Origin of the sequence: Priestia flexa NBRC 15715 (genome assembly GCF_001591565.1) — a bacterium.
Classification (GTDB): domain Bacteria; phylum Bacillota; class Bacilli; order Bacillales; family Bacillaceae_H; genus Priestia; species Priestia flexa.
Window position 1 is genome coordinate 1 of sequence record NZ_BCVD01000053.1, and the last position, 23050, is coordinate 23050.

At 36.8% G+C, this 23050-nt stretch carries 21 protein-coding genes and 1 pseudogene; 15 read left to right on the forward strand and 7 right to left on the reverse strand.

Annotation, left to right across the window (positions count from 1 at the left end; all coding sequences use genetic code 11):
* The first annotated feature begins 152 nt into the window (after window positions 1-152).
* The 10 genes from BFL01S_RS10525 to BFL01S_RS10570 all read left to right on the forward strand — a co-directional run bounded on the left by BFL01S_RS10525 (window position 153) and on the right by BFL01S_RS10570 (window position 8666).
* Window positions 153-392, forward strand: a complete 240-nt coding sequence (locus BFL01S_RS10525) for a DUF1146 family protein (protein WP_025908764.1) — start codon at window positions 153-155, stop codon at window positions 390-392.
* Window positions 393-497: 105 nt separating this feature from the next.
* A complete protein-coding gene (locus tag BFL01S_RS10530; protein ID WP_061785670.1) occupies window positions 498-1241 on the forward strand; it encodes a YwmB family TATA-box binding protein in 744 nt (247 codons plus the stop codon).
* Between the two features lie 31 nt (window positions 1242-1272).
* Window positions 1273-2580, forward strand: coding sequence for a UDP-N-acetylglucosamine 1-carboxyvinyltransferase (murA, locus tag BFL01S_RS10535; RefSeq protein WP_025908766.1), 1308 nt, complete (start codon window positions 1273-1275; stop codon window positions 2578-2580).
* A 154-nt stretch (window positions 2581-2734) separates the two neighbouring features.
* Complete coding sequence (spoIID, locus tag BFL01S_RS10540) at window positions 2735-3766, forward strand: stage II sporulation protein D (RefSeq protein ID WP_025908767.1); 1032 nt, start codon at window positions 2735-2737, stop codon at window positions 3764-3766.
* 169 nt (window positions 3767-3935) lie between these two features.
* The gene (gene spoIIQ / locus BFL01S_RS10545; RefSeq protein ID WP_061785671.1) at window positions 3936-4802 is read left to right on the forward strand and encodes a stage II sporulation protein SpoIIQ; all 867 of its coding nucleotides are present in this window, start codon (window positions 3936-3938) and stop codon (window positions 4800-4802) included.
* A 247-nt stretch (window positions 4803-5049) separates the two neighbouring features.
* Window positions 5050-5313, forward strand: coding sequence for a sporulation transcriptional regulator SpoIIID (gene spoIIID, locus BFL01S_RS10550; RefSeq protein WP_025908769.1), 264 nt, complete (start codon window positions 5050-5052; stop codon window positions 5311-5313).
* Window positions 5314-5498: 185 nt separating this feature from the next.
* Complete coding sequence (locus BFL01S_RS10555; protein ID WP_025908770.1) at window positions 5499-6500, forward strand: rod shape-determining protein; 1002 nt, start codon at window positions 5499-5501, stop codon at window positions 6498-6500.
* Between the two features lie 114 nt (window positions 6501-6614).
* A complete protein-coding gene (locus BFL01S_RS10560; RefSeq protein ID WP_061785672.1) occupies window positions 6615-7430 on the forward strand; it encodes a flagellar hook-basal body protein in 816 nt (271 codons plus the stop codon).
* Window positions 7431-7461: 31 nt separating this feature from the next.
* Entirely contained in the window at window positions 7462-8286 is an 825-nt protein-coding gene (locus tag BFL01S_RS10565) for a flagellar hook-basal body protein (RefSeq protein WP_061785673.1), read from the forward strand.
* A 125-nt stretch (window positions 8287-8411) separates the two neighbouring features.
* The gene (locus BFL01S_RS10570; protein ID WP_061785674.1) at window positions 8412-8666 is read left to right on the forward strand and encodes a hypothetical protein; all 255 of its coding nucleotides are present in this window, start codon (window positions 8412-8414) and stop codon (window positions 8664-8666) included.
* Between the two features lie 33 nt (window positions 8667-8699).
* Here the strand turns inward: BFL01S_RS10570 and BFL01S_RS10575 are convergent, their stop codons facing one another.
* Entirely contained in the window at window positions 8700-9143 is a 444-nt protein-coding gene (locus BFL01S_RS10575) for a helix-turn-helix transcriptional regulator (protein WP_169799849.1), read from the reverse strand.
* A 446-nt stretch (window positions 9144-9589) separates the two neighbouring features.
* Window positions 9590-10057 carry a YwpF family protein gene (locus BFL01S_RS10580; RefSeq protein ID WP_025908775.1) on the reverse strand — a complete coding sequence of 156 codons (468 nt, stop codon included), beginning with the start codon at window positions 10055-10057 and terminating at the stop codon, window positions 9590-9592.
* Between the two features lie 121 nt (window positions 10058-10178).
* On the opposite strand from BFL01S_RS10580, the gene ssb reads away from it, so the two are divergent.
* The gene (gene ssb / locus BFL01S_RS10585) at window positions 10179-10523 is read left to right on the forward strand and encodes a single-stranded DNA-binding protein (RefSeq protein WP_025908776.1); all 345 of its coding nucleotides are present in this window, start codon (window positions 10179-10181) and stop codon (window positions 10521-10523) included.
* Between the two features lie 179 nt (window positions 10524-10702).
* Here ssb and BFL01S_RS10590 read toward each other — a convergent pair whose 3' ends face one another.
* The 3 genes and pseudogenes from BFL01S_RS10590 to BFL01S_RS10600 form a co-directional block, all read right to left on the reverse strand.
* Window positions 10703-11758, reverse strand: coding sequence for a C40 family peptidase (locus tag BFL01S_RS10590; RefSeq protein WP_025908777.1), 1056 nt, complete (start codon window positions 11756-11758; stop codon window positions 10703-10705).
* A 165-nt stretch (window positions 11759-11923) separates the two neighbouring features.
* Window positions 11924-13852: pseudogene (locus tag BFL01S_RS10595) on the reverse strand (DEAD/DEAH box helicase); the annotation flags it as partial.
* Window positions 13853-14525: 673 nt separating this feature from the next.
* Window positions 14526-16088 carry a hypothetical protein gene (locus BFL01S_RS10600; protein ID WP_061785676.1) on the reverse strand — a complete coding sequence of 521 codons (1563 nt, stop codon included), beginning with the start codon at window positions 16086-16088 and terminating at the stop codon, window positions 14526-14528.
* A 118-nt stretch (window positions 16089-16206) separates the two neighbouring features.
* Between BFL01S_RS10600 and galU the strand changes: the two genes are divergently transcribed.
* The 3 genes from galU (at window position 16207) to BFL01S_RS10615 (ending at window position 19403) form a co-directional block, all read left to right on the forward strand.
* Window positions 16207-17079, forward strand: a complete 873-nt coding sequence (gene galU, locus BFL01S_RS10605) for a UTP--glucose-1-phosphate uridylyltransferase GalU (RefSeq protein WP_025908780.1) — start codon at window positions 16207-16209, stop codon at window positions 17077-17079.
* Between the two features lie 238 nt (window positions 17080-17317).
* Complete coding sequence (locus tag BFL01S_RS10610) at window positions 17318-18601, forward strand: nucleotide sugar dehydrogenase (protein ID WP_025908781.1); 1284 nt, start codon at window positions 17318-17320, stop codon at window positions 18599-18601.
* 94 nt (window positions 18602-18695) lie between these two features.
* Window positions 18696-19403: a WecB/TagA/CpsF family glycosyltransferase gene (locus BFL01S_RS10615; RefSeq protein WP_025908782.1), complete on the forward strand. Its 708-nt coding sequence runs from the start codon at window positions 18696-18698 to the stop codon at window positions 19401-19403.
* A gap of 41 nt (window positions 19404-19444) precedes the next feature.
* Here the strand turns inward: BFL01S_RS10615 and floT are convergent, their stop codons facing one another.
* Both floT and BFL01S_RS10625 read right to left on the reverse strand, forming a co-directional pair.
* Window positions 19445-20956 (reverse strand): flotillin lipid rafts scaffold protein FloT, encoded by a 1512-nt coding sequence (floT, locus tag BFL01S_RS10620; RefSeq protein WP_261392440.1) that lies wholly within the window; start codon window positions 20954-20956, stop codon window positions 19445-19447.
* Between the two features lie 17 nt (window positions 20957-20973).
* Window positions 20974-21519: an NfeD family membrane protein gene (locus tag BFL01S_RS10625; RefSeq protein ID WP_025908784.1), complete on the reverse strand. Its 546-nt coding sequence runs from the start codon at window positions 21517-21519 to the stop codon at window positions 20974-20976.
* A gap of 451 nt (window positions 21520-21970) precedes the next feature.
* Here BFL01S_RS10625 and BFL01S_RS10630 point away from each other — a divergent pair, with 451 nt between their 5' ends.
* Window positions 21971-23020: a glycosyltransferase family 4 protein gene (locus tag BFL01S_RS10630; protein WP_025908785.1), complete on the forward strand. Its 1050-nt coding sequence runs from the start codon at window positions 21971-21973 to the stop codon at window positions 23018-23020.
* Window positions 23021-23050: the final 30 nt, after the last annotated feature.

The window sequence follows — 23050 nt, forward strand, 5'->3', positions numbered from 1 at the left end:
TTTTATATAAACAAGAGGGTTAATTTAGTTAAAATATGTAAATTAAGTTATATAGAGGTAAACCTTTGCACATTGCGCTCGACTGTGATTAAATGAGATAGTGGCTCTTCTTTGTTGTTTATCATTTATCATTATGCTAAGGAGGTGTGATCATGCTAATTGGTGGTATTGGTCCGCAGGCGCTATTAGCGATGGTTTCTCACCTTATTTTTATTGTAATTACATGGTATGCGCTTCAAGGTTTTCAGATTGAGAAATTAATGAAGCCAAATCGTGTAGTACAAGCAAGAATCATGTTAATCTTGCTTACCATTACAATCGCGTCCACGGTTAGTAATTTCTTTTTGGATTACTTATTCTGGTCGCAGCGAATCCCTTCCTTATTTCAATAGAAAATAGTTCTTCCCTCTTAAAAGGCTGTCTAAAAATGACGACGAAACAGGTGTATTCATCTGGTTAATTTGGACAGGCTGATAGTAAGAAGAGGGAGTGAGGAAATGGGAAAAAAAATTAGTGTCTTTTTGGCTATTTTCATTGTAGGTGTAATCGTATATTATGGAAGTTACGTGACCAATGCACAAGCTTCAAATTCAACGCTTGAAAAAATGGTTAACGTCTTAAATAAAGAAGCTGTAGAGATGAAAGAATGGTCATTGTATGCACGTGAAGAAGCTACAGACGTTACTAGTCTAGTAAACTTCCAAATGAAATCAAAACAGCTTCAAACTAAATATAAAGGTTTTAAATGGGACATTAAAAGGGAAAACGGTGTATGGAAAGCTAAAGGTACAAGACAAGCGGGATCTGTGAAAGAATTGATTATGTTAACCTATACGGGAGATAAAAAAAGCACAGGTGGATATATCTCATATGAGTTAATAGGACAAGAATTCACGACTCAAAATGTCAGCGATGCCGAGGGGATTTTTAAAGACAATTATGAGAAACTTTTCCTAACAAATCCATTAATTTTCTCTTGTATAAAAGGTGAAATAAATGATAAGATGGAAAGTGTTTTGTCTTTACAAGTCAAGCAATTACTAACAGCATTCAATGCCCAGCAGATTGAATCGCTAATGGAAGAGTCATTTGTATCAGTATCAGCATATACTGGACTGTGGGAAGAAGCTCTTTCAAGTCAACAACAGGAAATGAACTTACAAATTGCATTACGCAAGACAGGAATGGGCGACCAAACAACCCTGGTTGTTGGCACACCTATTATTACGTCTGAATATTAATATATAGAAAATGGACGCGGAGGGGAATACCTTGGAAAAAATCATCGTCCGCGGTGGAAATAGATTAAACGGTACAGTAAAAGTAGAAGGTGCAAAGAATGCCGTTTTACCTATTATCACTGCAACATTATTAGCTAGTGATGGAAAAAGCATTTTAAATGATGTACCAGCTCTCTCCGATGTATTTACGATTGGCGAAGTTTTAAGACATCTGAATGCAGAAGTGGATTTTGAAACAAATCGTGTAGTTGTAGATGCATCAAGAGAATTAGAAACAGATGCACCTTTTGAGTATGTAAGAAAAATGCGAGCATCTGTATTAGTAATGGGTTCTTTATTAGCCCGTACTGGTAAAGCGCGTGTTGCATTACCAGGTGGATGTGCAATTGGTTCTCGTCCAATTGATCAGCACCTTAAAGGCTTTGAAGCAATGGGAGCAAAAGTTACGGTTGGAAACGGCTTTATCTATGCTGAAGTTGAAGGAAGATTACAAGGTGCAAAGATTTATTTAGATTTCCCAAGTGTAGGTGCTACTGAAAATATCATGATGGCAGCAACGCTTGCTGAAGGTACAACAATTATTGAAAACGTAGCAAAAGAGCCTGAAATTGTGGATTTAGCAAACTTCTTAAATGCGATGGGCGCGAAAGTACGTGGGGCTGGAACTGGTACAATCCGAATTGAAGGTGTTAACAAATTATATGGTGCCGAACATTCAATTATTCCGGATCGCGTTGAAGCGGGTACGTTTATGGTAGCAGCGGCAATTACAGGTGGAGATGTGCTTGTACGCGGTGCTGTATCTGAACATTTGAGCTCGTTGATAGCGAAGATGGAAGAAATGGGTGTCAAGATTATTGAAGAAGGCGATGGACTGCGTGTTATTGGGCCAGAGAAATTAAAGCCTGTTGATATTAAAACGATGCCACATCCTGGCTTCCCAACAGATATGCAATCTCAAATGATGGCATTATTATTAGCAGCTGAAGGCACAAGTATGATTACAGAAACAGTTTTCGAAAATCGCTTTATGCATGTCGAAGAGTTTCGTCGTATGAATGCAGATATTAAAATTGAAGGTCGTTCTGTTATTATTAATGGTCCTTCAAAATTACAAGGCGCAGAAGTGGCAGCAACGGATTTACGTGCAGCAGCAGCATTAACGCTTGCTGGCTTAGTAGCTGATGGCTATACGCGCGTTACTGAATTAAAGCATCTAGATCGTGGCTATGTGAACTTCCACCAAAAGCTAGCAGGATTAGGTGCTGATATTGAACGTGTAAATGATAAAACGCATCAAGTTGAAATATCGCAACAAGTATCTGATGTAAATATGTAAAAAAAAGTATCTCGCTTTGTCGAGATACTTTTTTTTATGGACAAATTTAGAAAAGGTTTTGGAGTGTCATAAAAGCTTGTCCCTATCCATAAATATGAACTATAAGGATTGTTGAGTTCCTTGATAAATTCATAGATATGGAGGCTCTGTATACATGAAGCAAATAAAGCCAATGATTATTCTCGCAGCGATCTTCTTTCTCGTCATTCTTTTAATTCCAACTTTATTGGTGATACCTTTTATTGAAAAGGAAAGCGAGCCATTAACGAATGAAGAGAATAAAAAAGCGGAGCAGTCTGAGGTACAGAAATCACCTGGCTCACAGTTAGATGTTGATGTGGGCGTATACCGCTCTCAGTCAGAGCAGGTAGAGACACTACCTCTAGAAGAGTACCTAGTGGGCGTGGTAGCGGCTGAAATGCCTGCAGAATTTGAATTGGAAGCATTAAAAGCGCAAAGTCTAGCAGCACGCACTTACACTGTTCAAAAGCTTATGAATAGAGCAAATGCGGGCTTACCAGAAGGTGCAGACATTACAGATACTGTTAACGATCAAGTATATTTAAGTGAAAAAGAATTAAAGAAGCATTGGGGAAAAGAATATGAGTGGAAAATCAAAAAAGTGAAAGAAGCGGTTAAAAAAACGCAAGGACAAATCTTGACGTATAACAATAAGCCCATTGATGCCACGTTCTTTTCAACTAGCAATGGCTATACAGAAAACTCAGAGTCGGTGTGGTCAAATTCTATTCCTTATTTAAAGAGCGTAGAGAGTCATTGGGATACGAAATCACCTAAGTTTAAAAATGAAAAGATGATGTCTATTTCAGAGTTTGAACAGAAACTAGGCGTCAATATTTCACAGTCTACTGATATAGGTGATATTATTTCAAAAACGCCTGGAAAAAGAGTAGACTATGTGAAGGTTGGCGATAAAAAGATAGCTGGGACTGTGGTGCGTAATAAACTAAACCTGTCTTCAGCTGATTTTACATGGAAACGTGAAAATGATCATATTGTCATTGAAACCAAGGGGTATGGACATGGGATTGGTATGAGTCAATACGGTGCTAACGGTATGGCTATGGAGGGTAAATCTTATAAAGATATTGTGACACATTATTATACAGGAGTAGCAATTGCAGGTTCAGACCAGTATGTTGCACAGTTAACAGCTAAAAAATAAACAGTAAAGTTTACTTTAGGCAAAAATCTAGAGTAAGCTTTTTTTTAGGGAAAATAAATCACTGTGTGTATATTTTTAAAACCTTTGTCGAAAAATAATCGAAAAAAACTTTTAGGTTGTGTATATATTCTTAAAATTGTGTTCAGACTGATTGCTGAGGTGATGATACATGAGAGAGGAAGAAAAGAAACGTACTTCTCAACAATCAAAGGTTCACAAACTTTTTAGAAAGCGTTGGATTTTTCCAGCAATCTATCTGGCAAGCGCAGCAATTATCCTTACAGCCGTTCTTTGGTTTCAAGCGAATGGAAATAATAACCTAAGCGAAGATGCTAAAGATCGTTATGGACAAGATGGAACTGCATATACAGAAGATGCCATGGAAGTAAACGCATCGCTTGAGAATTTAAAAATGCCACTTGTAAATGATAAGGATGCTGTTGTAAAGAAACCATTTTACGATGATCAAGCATCAAAGAAACAACAAGAAGCAGCACTCGTATTTTATAATAATACGTATCACCCAAACACAGGCGTTGATTTAGCTATAGAAGGTGATAAATCATTTGATGTAACAGCAGCAGCAAGTGGAACTGTTACAAAAGCAGAAAAAGACCCGTTACTTGGATTTGTAATTGAAGTGGATCACAAAGATGGACTTGTTACCCAATATCAATCTTTAGATGAAGCAACTGTTGAAGTAGGAGATGTTGTGAAACAAGGTCAAGTACTTGCCAAAGCTGGAAAGAACTTATACAACCAGGAAGCGAATAACCATGTTCACTTTGAAATTCGCAAAGATGGTGTTGCTATAAACCCTAGCGATTACTTTGGTAAATCAGTCGCTTCTATTAAAGAAGTGAAAGCTGCTGAGGTTACAGAACAACAACCTACTACAGCTGAAGAGCCATTAAAAGATGAAGAAACATCAAAGGATAAAGAAGAGTCAAAGCAGGAAGATAAAACTGGTGACGAAGCACCTAAAGCTCCTGAAAATAAAGAGCAATCAGCAGATGAATCAAAATCAAATGCATAATATAAACCACTAGAAGCCTTCCTTCTCTTAAGTTCAATTCTGGATTAAGAGAAGGAGGTTTTTTCTCTATTTTTTAATAAAATAGATGAAATTTTTAAAAAAATAAAATAAATCACTTGTCCCTCTTGACTTTTATAGCATATATCTTCATATAAGCTAATACACTGTTACAAACCTACAAAGAGAATGGTGGAAAAATATAGAATTTTTTCATCATCTCACATCCAATTTAGGGAGGGCGAGTAGAGTGCACGATTACATCAAAGAGAGAACTATCAAGATTGGGAAGTATATCGTGGAAACTAAAAAGACCGTTCGTGTAATTGCGAAAGAGTTTGGAGTTTCTAAAAGTACTGTCCATAAAGATTTAACAGAAAGATTACCTGAAATAAACCCTGAACTAGCAAATGAAGTAAAAGAAATACTTGATTATCATAAATCAATTCGGCATCTGCGTGGAGGGGAAGCAACAAAATTAAAATACAAAAAAGAAGAAGAAATTGTAAAGTAGCACGATTCCCCTTTACTATCAGAGAAACAGGGTAGGAAAGGGGAATTTATATTGGTTAAAAAAGTAAAAAAAAGAAAATTTTTTATTAATAAATACATACATATACAATTTGTGATAAAATAGTAAATTAGGAAAAAAGAATGGTATGCATGCAATTATATGTAAACTGAAGGAGGATTTAAGGTATGTTAGCAAAAGACATCGGTATCGACCTTGGTACGGCTAACGTCTTAATTCATGTAAAAGGCAAAGGAATCGTATTGAATGAACCGTCGGTTGTAGCAATCGATAAAAATACAAATAAAGTGTTAGCAGTTGGAGAAGAAGCACGTCAAATGGTTGGGCGTACACCTAGTAATATTGTAGCAATTCGTCCGCTTAAAGATGGTGTAATCGCAGATTTTGATATTACAGAATCTATGTTGAAATACTTCATTAATAAACTAAATGTGAAAGGTTTTTTATCAAAACCTCGTATTTTAATTTGCTGTCCTACGAACATTACATCTGTAGAACAAAAGGCAATACGTGAAGCAGCAGAGAAAAGTGGCGGCAAAACAATCTATTTAGAAGAAGAGCCAAAAGTAGCAGCCATTGGTGCGGGAATGGATATCTTTCAACCAAGCGGTAATATGGTAGTAGATATCGGTGGTGGAACAACTGATGTGGCTGTTTTATCAATGGGTGATATTGTAACAGCTTCGTCTATTAAAATGGCTGGAGATCGTTTTGATGCTGAAATTTTACAATATATAAAAAACAAATATAAGCTGTTAATTGGTGAGAGAACAGCTGAAGAAATTAAGGTGAAAATTGGAACGGTTTTCCCTGACTCAAGAGAAGAAGAACTTGATATTAGAGGTCGAGATATGGTGTCAGGCCTTCCTCGCACGGTTACAGTAAAATCTCATGAAGTAGAGGAAGCGCTAAGAGAATCTGTTAGCGTCATTGTACAAGCATCAAAAAGTGTTTTAGAACGTACACCTCCAGAGCTTTCTGCCGATATTATAGATAGAGGTGTTATCTTAACAGGCGGAGGAGCTTTACTACACGGTATAGATCAGCTGCTAGCAGAAGAACTAAAAGTTCCCGTACTGATTGCTGAGAATCCAATGGGTTGTGTTGCAGTTGGTACAGGTATCATGCTAGACAATATCGATCGACTTTCTCGCCGAAGTATTATTTAATAATGAAACTCTTATCATACGCTTTTTCTGAAAAGCATAAATAAGATGATAACTCCTCTTTGTAAAGTATTACAAGGGGAGTTTTATTATTTCGAAAAGTGTGAGGTGGACAAGTTGTTTAAAGGCTTTTATACAGCGACAGCAGGGATGCTATCCCAGCAGCGAAGAACGGATATGCTTACAAATAATATTGCGAATGCAAATACTCCCGGCTTTAAGGAAGATCAAGGAGTCATTCGAGCGTTTCCAGAGATGTTACTGCAGCGTATCGAAGAGCAGCAAAACGGAAAAAGCGTAACTCGCTCTCAAGAGAATATTGGGAGCTTAAATACAGGAGTATACTTACAAGAAACGGTTCCTAATTTTGTGCAAGGAGATGTCCAGCAAACTGATTACCAAACAGATCTAGCTCTGTTACAAACGAGCGTGCCAGACAAGGAAGGTGGCTTATTTTTTGCAGTACAAAGCTCTGAAGGTAACCTTTCTTATACCCGAAATGGTAACTTTACAGTAGACCTGGCAGGATTCTTAACCACTAATAATGGTGAATATGTGCTCAATACAAATAATGAACCAATTAACGTCCAAAATGAGGAATTCAAAGTAGATAATCAAGGCAACGTAACGGTTAACGGTGAAGTAGCGGGGCAATTAAATATTGTTTATGCTAACTCAATGGAAACAGTAATTAAAACAGGAAACGGACTATATCAAACTGAAAACGGTCAGCCGTTGCCTTCAGCTGTTGGAAACGGTGAAGCTTCTTATGACATTAAACAAGGCTTTGTGGAGCGCTCTAATGTAAATATGTCACAAGCTATGACGGAACTACTTACTGCTTATCGTACATTCGAAGCAAATCAAAAAGTGATGCAAGCTTACGACCGTAGTATGGAAAAAGCAGCCAACGAAATTGGTAAAGTAAGATAAGCAATGTACTAAACAATTGGAGGAATAATATGTGAATCGCTCGATGATTAATGCTACAAACACAATGACTCAATTACAACAACGTTTAGATTTAGTTGGAAGCAACTTAGCAAACATAAATACAGTTGGTTACAAAAAGCGTGATGCATCATTTAGTGATATGTTGTATCAACAAATTAATAATCAATCGGATGAAGCAAGCGAACCAGGAAGAAAGACACCGCTTGGCATTCGTCAAGGGGCAGGAGCGCTTCTTAGTCAAACGAAACTTGTTACCACACAGGGCTCGCTTCAAGAAACAGGGCGACAATTAGATGTTGCATTAACCAACCCAAATACTTTCTTTCAAGTGCAGAAGGATAATGATGGTACAGTAGAAACGTACTATACAAAGAACGGTTCCTTTCACCTTACACCACTTGAAAACGGAGAAGTACAGTTAGTGAACACAGATGGGAATCCAGTCTTAGATAGTGAAGGTAATACCATTTCCTTTAGTACGGATTTTCGTGAGCTTCAAATCAATAAAGCTGGAGAATTAACCGTTGTTAGTAATGAAGGGAATGAGATCTTTGCTCTTGGCTTAACTCGAGTAAATCGTCCCCAGTCACTAGAGGCAGTGGGCTCATCTTTATTTAGGGTTCCAAATGCCCTAAATCAAGAAAATGGCGTACAAAATTTACAGGGTGATGAACGTGCCGGAGCCGGTATTCAACAAGGGTTTTTGGAACAATCGAATGTTGATATGAGCAAAGAAATAACGGATATGACATTGACCCAAAGAGCTTATCAGTTTAATTCCCAATCCATTTCAATTGCTGACCAAATGATGGGACTTGTAAACAGTATACGTTGATTATTCGTATTATTTTTGAATAAATTAGTAAATTTTATCTTATCTTTAAATTTGGTCATAAACTATACCTTCACGTGGCATTCTAAGTACGTAAACTTAATTTATGTAAAAGGAGAGTTGCTACGATGAAGAAAAAAATACTTATGGGCCTGGGCTCAGCTGTGTTTGCACTTACAACATTAGGAGCTTGTAATACACAAGACCCGCCACCAGAAGAAGAACAAATGGAAGAGCAAGAGCAAGAGATGCAAGACGAAAATGATATGAACAACATGGATGATAACCAAAATCCAAACGATGATGAAAACAACGAGAATGACCAAGAAGACCCAGTAGAAGATATGAAGGATATGGAAGATAAAGATCGTAAAGATGAATAGAATGAGTGTAAACAAACATGTCAGCGCACGTTGTCATGTTTGTTTTTTGTTTGAAAGCGTATATAGGTACCGAAATAAAGGGGTGATGGTATTTAATAGCTCTTTTTGAGGTCCTTCTGGCAAAGCGTGCAGCTTTTGTAAAGCCTTTTTTAAATCAGGGTATTTTTGAAAGAGTATAAGTAGAGTGTGAACATCGCTGTCGTACACATGATAAGTAGCAGGTGAAGAGTTGAGTTTATGAGGTTGTTTAAGGTGAGGTGTAGATTCCAAAAACTCATCGAGATTGATTTTGAAATGACTTTTAAGCAAAAGGCAGTCTGCTATATCGGGGTATTGAATGGAAGTTTCCCATTTTGAAACTTTGGAGCGAGAAATATTCAGTAATTTTGCAAACTGGTCTTGAGTCAAACCTGCATTAGCACGAAGCATCTTAATCTTAACAGCAATTTCTAACATAAGTACCACTTCTTTCTTCATATAGATTATGTTCGGAATTAGGTCTAAAGGCATGAAAAACGGGTAATATTCGAACTTAATTAAAAAAATACAATAAAATTACAGAAAATTCAAGATAATATTCGTGTATTTTTAAATTAAATGAAATAAGATAGAAATTTATGAAGGAAAAAGCGGTGAAAAAAATAAAGAAAAACTGATAAGAAAAAAAGTGAAGAAAAAGTTGTTGAATCATGGTAAAAAATGTATTAGTATACATAATACAAACGAGAAAGGAGTAGAGAAATGACGAAATATTACTTGAAACGTAATCAAATTAATCATCGCAAAAGAAAGAGCGGCCGGACAAATGATTTACCTTTATTTCTGGGCAAGCGAGAGTTTAAGCCTATTAACCCTTTACCCTCCAACCATAACCTTCACCGTATGACTCAACACCCTTTTAAATAATACAAACTTTTTATTCTTCACGTATTTTTTATATTTTCTTTTTCATCAGCAGGAAGAGGTTTTGTACTTCGGTTTTTATTATGAAGCTGATATTTAAATTGTGTTAATAAATCAGAGCCTGTTAAACCTTGTTCGATAAGGTTAGCCAGGATCATTTCAGCAAAGTGTAGTTTTCTTTCAACTAATGTACCTTTCATTAATACGCTTATTTGCTTATCGTTAATTGCTTTTACTGAAACCACTTGAACAGAAAACAAAGCGGGGTCATTGGTTGGTTTTGAGATAAGCGCTTCAATTTGTACAGGTTGGTGATCTTTTAGTGGAAGCTCAAATAAATTTGTAAATTGCTGGTCAATGACAGCTTCGAGAATCCAATGGTTGTCTGTGTCTTCTTTATTAATAATTAACCCTTTGTTTAATTCTAAGTTATGTTTTTCTCCTTCATGATCAATTAGTTGTAGGCCGACTAATCGAAATGTTTTCATGCGAAAGTTTCCTCCTTTAACAAATATGTTATTCGTATATCACTATTATAACATGAGATATAAGAATATTCTTATTATTCAACCTTTTGGTTGTGTAGAAATCGAAGAAAGAGGTGGTCAATTGATTAATGAAGTAGTGCTAGTAGGGCGTTTGACACGAGTTCCTGAACTGAAATATACATCCGAAGGAATTCCTTTTTCCCATATTACAGTAGCTGTGAACAGAAACTTTCGTAACCAGGAAGGAGAAGTGGAAGCTGATTTTGTATCAATTACGTTATGGAGAAAAAATGCTGAAAACATGACGAAATACTGCGATAAGGGATCGATTATAGGAGTCGTAGGACGTGTGCAAACGCGTACGTTTGAAAATAATTTGCAGCAGCGTGTTTATGTGACAGATATTATCGCAGAATACGTTCGGTTTTTAAGCGGTAAGCCTTCCTCACCTGAAAATCAGCCATGATGCTTTTCGGTAATATACGCTAAGAGTAATTGTTTCATCATCTCTTTTACCTTAGATCAGAAAAATTTACTTTCCTCTCTTTATTATAATCCCCACTTTACCATTGAACTCCCATCAATGGTTCTTTTTTGTGAAAAACCCCCTCTAGCTGCATATAACAGATAGAGGGGGTTTGACTTTTATTTTGAGAAACGCTTCGCTCCTAGATAACGCTTGCTCCAATAGCTATTATCTAAGCTCGAAATAGTTACTCCTGTTGAAGAACCAGCATGAATGAACTGGCGATTTCCTAAGTAAATTCCTAGATGTGAAGGTCCCGGCGCATATGTAGTAAAGAACACCAAATCTCCAGGCTGTGGCTGACTCACAGACTTTGAAGCATTCCAAAAGCCCATTGTTGTATAGCGAGGCATTGACACTTGTTGTTTCATTACATAGTAAATAAATCCACTGCAGTCAAAGCCAGATGGTGTTGTACCACCCCATTTATAAGGAACACCCATATATTTTTTCGCATCAGTAATCATTTTAGAAATGTTTAGCTGTCCATTAGTTGGCGTTGTAGTTGGAGGAGTTCCAGCATTTGGTGTAGATGGTGCTGCCCCAGATGTAGTTACTTTTAAGACCTGATTTACATAAATAATATCAGATTTTAAGTTATTTGCTGTTTTAAGAGCAGAGACGCTCATCTTAAACTGAGCTGCAATCTTAGAAAGCGTGTCACCTTGCTGAACTTTGTATGTACCATTTGTTGAAACCGTAGGTGTTTGTGGCTTCGTCACTTCCGGTTTAGGGTTGGAAGGTGTAGCTTGTCCACTCACCTTTAATTTTTGGTTGACATAAATAATGTTTGATGAAAGTGAGTTCAAACGTTTTAAATCTGAAACACTCATTTTAAATTTAGCTGCAATTTTATAAAGCGTATCACCACTTTGTACTGTGTAAGTAGAAGCAGTGTTTGGCGTAGCAGGTGTTGGCTTTGCTGTGTCAACAGGCTTCGCAGGCGATGCACTAGACGAAATCACGAGTGTTTGTCCTACATGAATAACATCTGATTTTAGGTTGTTTTGAGTCTTTAAGTTTTGTACACTTGTTTGATATTTAGTAGCTATCGACCACAAAGTATCCCCTGTCTTTACCTGAACAGAAGTAGAAGCAGCGTCAGCAGATGTGTGGAAGAGTGCAATTCCTCCTAATATTGTTCCTAGAGACAGGACGATTTGCTTTTTTTTCACCAATAGGTCCCCCTTAATATATGAATCTTTTAGACTATTTTCGACTTGCTTTTATCATAATCTAAAAAAAAAGAAGAAGTAAAGGGTATTTTGTCACGCAAAACACCTTTTTTTCTTCTTCAAGCCTTGAATTTAATATGGAGATAGCTTTTTCTTTATTTATTATTAATTGTATTGAAGCAATTCTTGGAGTTCTTGCTGTGACAATTCTGTGATCCACTTGTCGTTTTGAACCAACTGTTCACTTAGCGCGTATTTTTTCGTCATCATATCATCAATTTTTTCTTCAATTGTCCCTAAGGAAAGGAGCTTATGGATATGGACAAATTTTTGTTGGCCAATTCGATATACGCGATCCGTCGCTTGATTTTCGACTGCTGGGTTCCACCAACGGTCAAAGTGAATAACATGATTTGCAGCCGTTAGGTTCAAACCAACTCCACCTGACCGCAATGATAGGATGAAAATGGAATGTTGCCCAGATTGAAAGGATGCTACCATGTCGTCACGCTCTGCTTTTGATAAGCCACCGTGTAAAAATAATACGTCTTCTTTTAAAGCTCTTTTCAAGATGCGTTTTAGCATGTTACCTGTTTCAAGGTATTGAGTAAATATTAAGCAGCTTTCGTTTTGTAGTTTAATTTGCTTCAGTAGCTCAACTGTCTTTTCAAGCTTAGGTGATCGAGTAATCGTTTGTTTATTAATGGGCTCTTTTAGCAACAAAGCAGGGTGGTTACAAAGTAGTTTGAGCTTTGTTAGAAGTTGAAGCACTTGACCGCTTCGCTCAATCCCTTTTTGTTCTTTAAGGCTGTTAAGAGTCGAATGAACAAGCTCTTCGTACAGCACTTTTTGTTCAGCTGTCAACTCAATATGCACTTTCTCTTCTTGTTTATCAGGTAGGTCTAAAGCAATTTTTTTATCTAATTTAGTACGCCTTAATAAAATGGGAGAAAGCAGTGCTTTTAGCTGCTCTGCTTTTTTTAGATTTTGTTCTTTTTCAATTGGAATAACAAATTCTTTCTTGAACCTGTCTAAGCTATCTAAATAACCAGGATTCAGGAAGTCAACAATAGACCACAGCTCTGTTAATCGATTTTCAATTGGTGTACCTGTCAGAGCGAATCGATGAGTTGTATTCAGTTTCTTAACTGCTTTTGCCTGTTTGGTATGAGGGTTTTTAATATGTTGAGCTTCGTCTAAACATATCGTATCCCACGCTCTCGTTTGAAAAAGCTCAGGTTCTTGAGCAACCAGTTGATAAGTTGTAATGATTAGATCATAAGCACTTGCTTCATCTGGGCTTGTTGTATTTTCTGCCGATAGTCGATTTCTACCATAGTGAGTATACACTTTTAGATAAGGTGCAAATTTATCGAGTTCTTTCTCCCAATTCCCAATCAGTGAGGTTGGACAAATAAGTAAAAATGGTTTTTGTGCAGAGCTTAGTTCATTTGCCTTTGTAAAATAACTAATTAATTGAATCGTCTTACCAAGCCCCATGTCGTCTGCTAGTAAGCCGCCTAGTCCTATTTTACGCAGGTGTAATAGCCAGTTTAATCCTACCTGCTGATACTGGCGCAGTCTCCCGTTAAATGCAGAAGAAAGCCTTATAGATGGAAGCGTGTGAGCTTCTTTTAATTGACTTACAATTGATTGAGAGTATGAATTTAAATGATATTCAATAGAAACGTTATTGCAATCACTATCAAATGAAAATGGCTGGTTTAGGTAAGCGCGTAATACTTGATATATACTAACGCCTCGCTGCTGCGCTTCTTTTAACAGTTTTTTCGCTTTCTTGATGAGCATACTGTCTACATGTATCCATTGCCCATCTAATTTTAGCAGCTGTTTTTTCTTTTTAATTAGCTCGTTTAGTTCTTTTTCCGTTAACGTATGTGAATCGATGGAAACAGACCATTTAAAGTTTGTTAGAGCTTCAATGCCAAATGCGGAAGTTTGATTATCTTCATGGACAGCTTGCACTTGAATTTGGCCTTTTTTAATTTCTTTCCACCAGCTAGGTAGCTGCATATGTACACCTTTTTGAAGTAATTCATTGCTTTCCTTGGTTAAAAAGTTCCATAGCTCTTCATCAGATAACGTAGGTAACTTTCCTGATAAAGCATTTCGTAAAGTAGGTGATAAGTGCTTAATTCGTTGAACCTCATATAAAATTGTTTTTCCATTTTTATATTCATGGATCATTTCATCTCGAATAAGAAAAGGGTCTTGATCGCTATCTGTCGGAATTGCTACTAGCTGAATTTCCCAAACAGCACCTTCAGATAACGGCTCTTCAAATCGTACGGATACGGTATAGTCACTTTGAGGATAAGGGATATTAGCTTCCTCGAGCAGCTGGTAAGTATGATTGAGAAAGAGAAATTCAAGGACGTTTTTTTCCCAAGTTGAATCATTATTTTCTAATAAAGATTGTTTTAATGTATCGACTGTTAGTAGATTCTCTTTTAGCTTTAAAGCTTTATCAAGGTATTCCCGCGCTTCTTTTGAAAACGTTGGCTTTAATAAGTGTCCTTTTTCAATGGACAAAAAGAATGTGAAACCATCCCATGCTGACAATAAAATACCACTCTTGCTGTCCAGCTCAAAAGGAGATAGAGTTGTACCGTAATAAGAAGAAGAATGCCATAAAAACAATGAATTTTTCCATTTAGTTGGCTGTAGGAGCTTTTGGTTTCTGTCGGTGCAGTATACAAACAGCTTATCTTCGTATTCGTCAATATGGAGCGTTAGTTCAAATAAATCAAACATCAGCATGAAGCCCTCTTTCTTTTAGTAGCTTTTGAAATAAGGATAGTGATTTTGTTTCACCATGTAAATAGTGCATATAACGATGAAACAGCTCTTCTTTACTTGTTTTTATGTAAATTTCTTTTAGCTTTAGTAAATAATCGCATGCAAGTGCGTAGCTCGTTTTTTTACGTTCTAAAATAAAGTGACGAATAATTTGATGTAGGATTGGAATCGCATAATCTGCACGCTGTTGAATAACATATTCAGCTATTTCGCTTGCTTGTTCGGCGTCATCAAAGTCTAACAGTACTTGAAGCTCCATCCATTCTTTTAAATGCCCCTTGTTATGTAGGTACTGGCTATATTCAATAAAGCTATACGGTAGTAACAGCTGAAGGCACTTGATATAAGGGCCCTCCTCTTTAATGAGCAGTGCATATTGTTTAAACAGGTTAACTAAGATTGAAACCATGTTTCGACTTCCTTGATAAGTAGACGGAACGGTTCGTACGTATTCACCCATCATAGCTGAAAGGTAGTTTATCCATATTGATAAGCGCTTTGTATCTTTTTGAGAAAGAAGCTCCTTTATCCACGATATAAAGTAAGGAAGCTTTGCTAAATCATCTGGCTTTAGAGCAGAAATCGCTTCTTCATCTTTCTTTTTTAAAAATAATAAATAGCTGCGAGCGATTGCTGTATGAACAGAGGTAACAGATTCAAGAGCCCTTAATTCTTTTCCAATCCATTCTTCATCATTTAATACATTTGCCCATACCACTTCATATAACTTTATCAGCTCATATTGTAATGAGTCACTTTCATCTAATAATAAGCGAATAAACGGTAAGCTACTTTCAATAAGGGTCTTCGTAGTAGGAGGAATGGAACTTAGCACCTTGATTTTAGCTAATTCACTTACTTTATTGGTTAGCTTATAAAGGTGGACATATAAAAAGGATTCTTTCGTATTAGCTGAGAGCTGAATGTGCTTTAGCTCATTATTAAATTGTAAGATAGCATATAGACCGCCATATAAAAGAAAAAGATTTCGTAAGGTCGGTTCAGCTGGAGCTATTTTTGGTAATGATATAAAAAATTCATCGTATAGATTTTGAAAAATAGACAGGTTCTTGGTGGATTGTGCTTGCGAAAATTGCTCGTATGCTGTATCAAGTTGATCGATCCACGCTTTAAAAGAATAGTGGTTAGAAAGAGAAGACCGCTTTTTTTGCTGGATAAATAAGTTTTTTGCCTCTGCGCTTCTCCATTCTTCAAATAGCGTTGTTAGCGGCTCATATTGGGCATAGAGAAAGAAAACCAAAGCAAATTGATGTTGGCAAAAATCAGCGTCATTGCATGTACACGAGCTGTTGAGTAAGTTATTTTTATCAATTGTTGTGGTAAATCCATCTACGCGGTTAGAGATGGTCTCTGCGTCTTGCTTTAGGTCATCGATTGAAATCTGTCTATATAATTGGAGCCCATCAGCAGCTTTTGCTTTATAAATTGAATTGTTGTAGGGAAGAGTAGAAATAAAATTTGATTTTAATTTATAAATAAATTCGGTCATTTGACTCATCCTTTCAAAATGGAAGCGATGTAGAATTTCGTGACAGTTATAATAAGGTTATTATAAAATACATTTATATGAATTGTAACAACCATGGATTTAATGGGAGGTAAATGAAATGACAGTACGTAAAGCAATCATACCAGCTGCGGGATTAGGAACACGATTTTTACCTGCAACGAAAGCGCAACCAAAAGAAATGTTACCGATTGTTGATAAGCCAACGATTCAATATATCATTGAAGAAGCAGTAGCTTCTGGTATTGAAGATATTTTAATTATTAGCGGTCGCGGCAAACGTGCAATTGAAGATCACTTTGATAAATCATATGAGCTAGAAGAAACGTTAGCGGCTAAAGAAAAATGGGATATGCTTAAAGAAATCCAAGAGATTTCAAGCCTAGCCAATATTCATTACATTCGCCAAAAGGAACCAAAGGGGTTAGGGCACGCGATTAACTGTGCAAGAAGCTTTATAGGTAATGAACCTTTTGCTGTTTTACTGGGTGATGATATTGTACAATCAGACAAGCCTTGCTTAAAGCAGCTTATGGATGTTTATGAAGAGCACCAGTGTACGGTAGTAGGTGTGCAGGAAGTGCCTCGTCAAGAAACGAATAAATATGGAATTATTGGGATTGAAGAGTCAATACAGGACGATGTATTTGAAGTGAATACGTTAGTAGAAAAGCCAAATCCGGCTGATGCACCTTCTACGTACGCAATTATGGGAAGATACATTTTAACACCTGAAATCTTTGATATTTTAAGTCAAGAAAAAATTGGTGCTGGCGGAGAAGTACAGTTGACAGATGCGATTTTACAACTAAACGAATCTCAACGTGTACTAGCTCACTATTTCCAAGGTAACCGCTATGATGTAGGAGATAAGTTTGGCTTTATTAAGGCTACAGTGGACTTTGGTTTACAAAGAGATGAGCTGAAAGAAAAACTAATGGACTACTTTCAAACAATTGTAAAAGATAAATAATTATAGTAGAAGAACTAGCGCACTGCAACTAGTGCGTTAGTTCTTTTGGTTTAGAAAAAAACTGAAAAAGATAAATCGTTTGTTCGGTGATGAACAAAACAAAACTGATGCATAATATAAATAAGAAGACAATTTGAATGGTGTTTTTATATAAAAGCTATCATGATGCAACAATTTTCGATATAATATCATGTAGGTTTCATTTATAAAGTATGTCATATAAAGGAGATTTTCTGTAATGGCAAAAAAATTATGTGTAGTTGGCTTAGGGTATATTGGTTTACCGACAGCCGTTATGTTTGCAAATCATGGTTTACAAGTTCACGGCGTTGACGTAAACGAGCATGCAGTCAACTTAATTAAAAATAAACAGCTTCATATAGAAGAGAATGGACTACAAGAGCGCTTAGAAGAAGCAGTCGATAAAGGTCTATTCACAGTTAGTACAACACCTGAAGAAGCGGATGTATTCATTATTGCAGTGCCTTCGCCAATTAATAATGATAAAACAGCTAATTTAAACTATGTAAGAGAAGCAACAAAGTCAATCGTTCCTTATGTTCGTAAAGGGAATCTTGTTATTTTAGAATCAACGGTTCCTCCTCGTACAGTGGAGGACGTGATGCTACCCGTTTTAAAAGAAACAGGACTAGCGTTTGGAACAGAATTATTCGTGTCTCATTCACCTGAGCGCGTTATTCCAGGTAAAGTATTTGAAGAACTGGTAAATAACGATCGTATTGTGGGTGGAATTAACGAAGAATCAAGTCGTTTAACAGTAGAATTATATAAAGTATTCGTAAAAGGAAATATTCACGTAACGGATGCTACAACGGCTGAAATGGTCAAGGTTATCGAAAACACGTACCGTGATGTGAACATTGCTTTCGCAAATGAGTTAGCTAAAATTAGTGAAAAGCTCGGTGTCAATGCTTGGGAAGCGATTAAGTTAGCGAACTATCATCCACGTGTAAATATTCATTTACCAGGGCCAGGTGTAGGAGGACACTGTATCGCAGTTGATCCATGGTTCTTAACAGAGCTACAGCCTGAGCTGGCGAAAATTATCTCTCTTTCTCGTCAAACAAATGATTCAATGCCAGAATACACGGCGCTAAAAGCAAAAAGTATTCTTGATGCAAAAGGCATTCAGCACGGTCGCGTTGCGGTATTAGGTCTAGCGTTTAAAGGAAATATTGATGATATGCGTGAAAGTCCATCAACGGATGTATTAGCACATTTAGATAAGCTAAATGTTGATTACACAGCGTTCGATCCACATATTAAAGAAAATAAAATTGAAAAGCAAACACAGGACTTAGAAGAAGCTGTAACTCATGCAGACCTAATCTTAATCCTAACAGACCACAACGAATTTAAAGAAATGCTTCCATCTGCAGTTGAAGACAAAATGCGTACCAAAGCTATCTTTGATACAAAAAATTGTATTCAACGTGATGCATGGAAAAAAGCAGGATTTGACGTTGTGTTATTAGGTGATTCTAAAGTTTCTACGATATAAGTATAATAAGGGTAATGATAATGAAAGACGGGCTGTAGCCTGTCTTTCATTACGAACGAACACAAAATTTTAGTATCTTTAAATAGGTGATTTGATGAAAGAAAATATCTTAGGTGTAGATGTATGTCACGACACGTATGATGAATTAGCAGCAAAGCTAATGGAAGATATTAATCAACGGAACACTTCGTTTATTGTAGCCATTAATCCAGAAAAAATTATGAAAGCTCAAGAAGACGAGGAGCTACGTACGTTGTTAAATAAAGCAACATACCAAATTCCAGACGGTATCGGTGTTATTTTGGCTTCTAAGCTTCGTAAAGGCAAAATACGCGAGCGTGTAACGGGAATTGATATGATGATGAAGCTTTGTGAAACAGCTACTGTAGAAGGGAAGCGAATCTTCTTGTATGGTGCCAAGCCAGGCATAGCCAGAGAGGCGAAAGTCAAGTTAGAAGAGAAGTTTCCTGGTATTCAAATTGTTGGCGTGCTTGATGGATATGAAAAAGACAAGCAGGTAATTGAAACAACTATTAATGAATCAAAAGCAGATATCGTTTTTGTTGCATTAGGAAGTCCAGCTCAAGAAAACTGGATTCTAGCGAACAAAGATCATCTATACCCTTCAGTGTACCAAGGAGTAGGAGGATCGTTTGATGTGATTTCTGGTCGTTTAAACCGTGCTCCAGAAGTTTTTCAACGATTTGGGTTAGAATGGTTGTATCGTTTAATAAAAGAGCCATGGCGTTTGAAAAGACAACTAGCACTACCAAAGTTCTTACTTAAAGCGCTAAAAGGATAACAAAAAGGAGAGCCCCCTGCAACGGGAGGCTCTCCTTTTTGTTACGCTTCTTTTTTATCTTTGATTTCTTCTGTTAACTGATCTAAGCTGTGACGAACGTTTCCTTTACCAGAAAAGTTTTCAATCAGTTCTTTAACATCTAAACCGGATGAAGCTTTTAACGATTCCTGTAAAGTAGACATTAGGTTGGTAGCATAGCCAGTTACTTTATTGGCGCCTCCACTTTCACCCGAGCTACCTGTATCGACAACTGTAATCTTATCAATATTAGATAAAGGTGCAGCAACTTGCTTCGCATATTCTGGAAGCATTTTGATAATCATATCCAAGATAGCTGCTTGACCGAACTGTTCAAATGCTTCTGCTACTTTTTGTTTTGCTTCCGCTTCTGCAAGACCTTTTAAGCGAATGATTTCAGCTTCTGATTCACCCTGAGCACGCTCAGCATCGGCTTTTGCAAGACCATCAACACGAACGCGTTCTGCTTCTGCTTTAGCCATTGTTTCAACACGATACTTATTTGCATCCGCTTCTGCAAGCTGTTTGGCTTTTTCAGCAGCAGCAGCCTGCTCAACTGCGTAGCGGTCCGCGTCGGCTTTCTTTTTAACTTCAGAATCGTATTGGCGTTCACGACGAAGAATTTCTTTTTCTTCTAATTCAATTTGTTTTTGACGCTCAATAATACGAATTTGCATTTCATGTTCTGTTACTTCTTGTTTTGCACGAGCTGTTTCTAAGTCGTATGCTTGGTCAGCACGAGCTTTTGCAATATCTTGTTCACGGCGGTATTCAGCCGTTTTTAATTGGTTCGCTTTTTCCGCTTCCGCAATTTCGGTATTTCTCTCTAGCTCAGCTTTTTGAGCATCCTTATGTGCTTCTGCACGCTTGATTCTCGTTTCTTTTTCAGCCTCGGCAGTAGCGATATCAGCATCACGTTTTACCTGAGCAATACGAGGCTTACCAAGCGACTCTAAGTATCCGTTTTTATCACGTACATCTTTGATTGTAAACGAGACGATAATAAGCCCCATTTTCGCTAAGTCTTGAGACGCAACGCGCTGTACTTCTTGTGAAAATTTCTCGCGGTTTTTATAAATTTCTTCTACAGTCATTGATCCCAAAATCGAGCGTAAATGTCCTTCAAGAACTTCACGCGCTTCCGTTTCACGATCTTCTTTGGCTTTACCTAAGAACTGTTCAGCTGCTGTAGCAATTTCTGATATAGAACCGCCTATTTTAATAATAGATACACCATCGGCCATCACGGGTACACCTTGTTCTGTATATACTTCAGGTGTTGATACTTCTAATTTACTTGATAATAAGCTTAATGGTTCAGCTTGTTGAAATACGGGTAATACAAATGTACCTCCGCCTCGCACAATTTTAATTTTGTTTCCAGATTCGTCAACGTGAACATTCTTTGATCCTAAATAGCTACCTGTGACAATTAGTGCTTCATCAGGACCTGCAGTACGATATTTGGTAATAAATACTCCAATCAATACAATTAATAAAAAGACAACGATTCCAGCAATAATAAAAATGGACATAAATATCCTCCTCTTGATTATGAATTTGGTAGTGTGTAGTTGGTCGGTTCGTAAGTAACAACAACCGCATTTCCGTTTTTGATTTCAACAATCAATACTTTGGTACCTGACAAAATTTCTTGATTTTTTAAGCTAATGGCTGGCTTTGAAATAGTGCCACTTACGTCTTTAACAACAACTTCACCGTATCCATCAATGGGAATAGGAATGATGAGTTCGCCAATTCGACCTTGAAGAGATGACTCTGTAAAAGCAATTGATTCTTCAGCAGATGATAAAGGAATAAGAACAAAGATATTGAGTAGTGTTACAAGTAATAGGGCAATAATTGCAGAGACAATCAGATTTAAAATACTGGAAAATAGCTGTAGTTGTTCCAAGATATAGCCGCTTGCACTGAAGATTGTAAAAAAGGAAAAAATGAGCGTAGGATTTAATCCAGGGATACCTTCAAATAATGCATCCAGTACGTCACCGAATAGAATGTATAAAAAGGTAAGGGTACCAAAACCAATTAGTGTGTAAAGATAAATTGTCTGAATAGGCACCGAGAGCAGTTCCAATTTGAAAACCTCCCTTCATTTGATTCTTATAAAAGGTAATACGCTCAGAAAATGGAAAAGTTTCATTTTTTATAAAAATAATAATATTTTTTCATCTTTTATCTTTAGATGCTGCAGTAAATAAGCAGTTGATTAATTCATCCATTCGAATGTTCGTATATTTGCAAAGACTGTTAAATACAATAGGTAGGGTGTTGGTTAGTAAGAGAAAGATAGAAGAAAAACATAATTAGATGTGTATTAAATGATAGATACATAGAGAGAGTTAGTTTAAGGTTTATGAAGACAAATTCTTATTTAAGTAGTAAAATCAATATGGTATAATCCAGTTTAGGAGAAAACTAGTCAAAAAATTTTGTCCAATAGCTCGCTCATATGTAATATTATCCAAATCTAAATAACAGTAACATTTACTGCGATTTTGGTTAACATAAACCTGAGGAGGGTCTACATGTTATATTTGACCTTGTTTATTTGTTTTATTTCGTCTATTTTAGTCACTCCGCTTGTTAAAAAATTAGCATTTAAAATAGGTGCAACAGATAAGCCAAATCAACGAAAAGTTCATCAAAAAATTATGCCTCGTCTTGGAGGATTAGCAATATTTATTAGTTTTTTAATCGGTTATTTTCTTTTACAACCAACTAGCCCTTACGCTTTAGCAATTATCATCGGAAGTTTCATTATCATTATTACGGGTGTGTTAGATGATATGATGGAGCTTTCAGCAAAAATTAAGCTAAGCGGTCAATTGCTTGCAGCGTTAATCGTGGTGGTATATGGCGGTGTACAAGTTCAGTATATCAACCTTCCTTTTAATGGTAGTCTTGAACTTGGCGTTTTGAGTATTCCTCTTACAATTATTTGGATTGTGGGGATCACAAATGCCATCAACTTAATTGACGGATTAGATGGTCTTGCAGCAGGAGTTTCCTCAATTGTATTAATTACAATTTCAGGAATGGCCATTATGATGAACGACGTGTTCGTAACGAGTATGGGCTTTATCCTGTTAGGAAGTACGCTTGGGTTCTTGCTTTATAATTTTCATCCAGCCAAAATCTTTATGGGAGATACAGGAGCACTTTTCTTAGGGTACATGATTTCGGTTTTATCTCTGTTAGGATTTAAAAATGTTACGTTAATTTCATTAATCGTTCCGGTTATTATCCTCGGTGTACCAATTTCAGATACGTTCTTTGCAATTATTCGCCGTATCGTTAAAAATCAGCCGCTTTCGGCTCCTGACAAGTCGCATCTGCATCACTGCCTGTTGCGCTTAGGATACAGCCATCGCCAAACGGTGCTAATTATTTACGGTATGAGTGCGATTTTTGGTTTAGCAGCCGTTATCTTTTCTCAGGTACAAACCATGTGGGGTTCGTTCCTAGTTCTCGCCATTTTAATTTTTGCAATTGAAATCATTGTGGAGAAAATTGGTCTGGTAGATAAAACATATCGACCACTACTCAATATGTTTCAAGCGCTACGATATAAATAAAAAAGCCTGTCGGCTCGAGGGACTGACCCC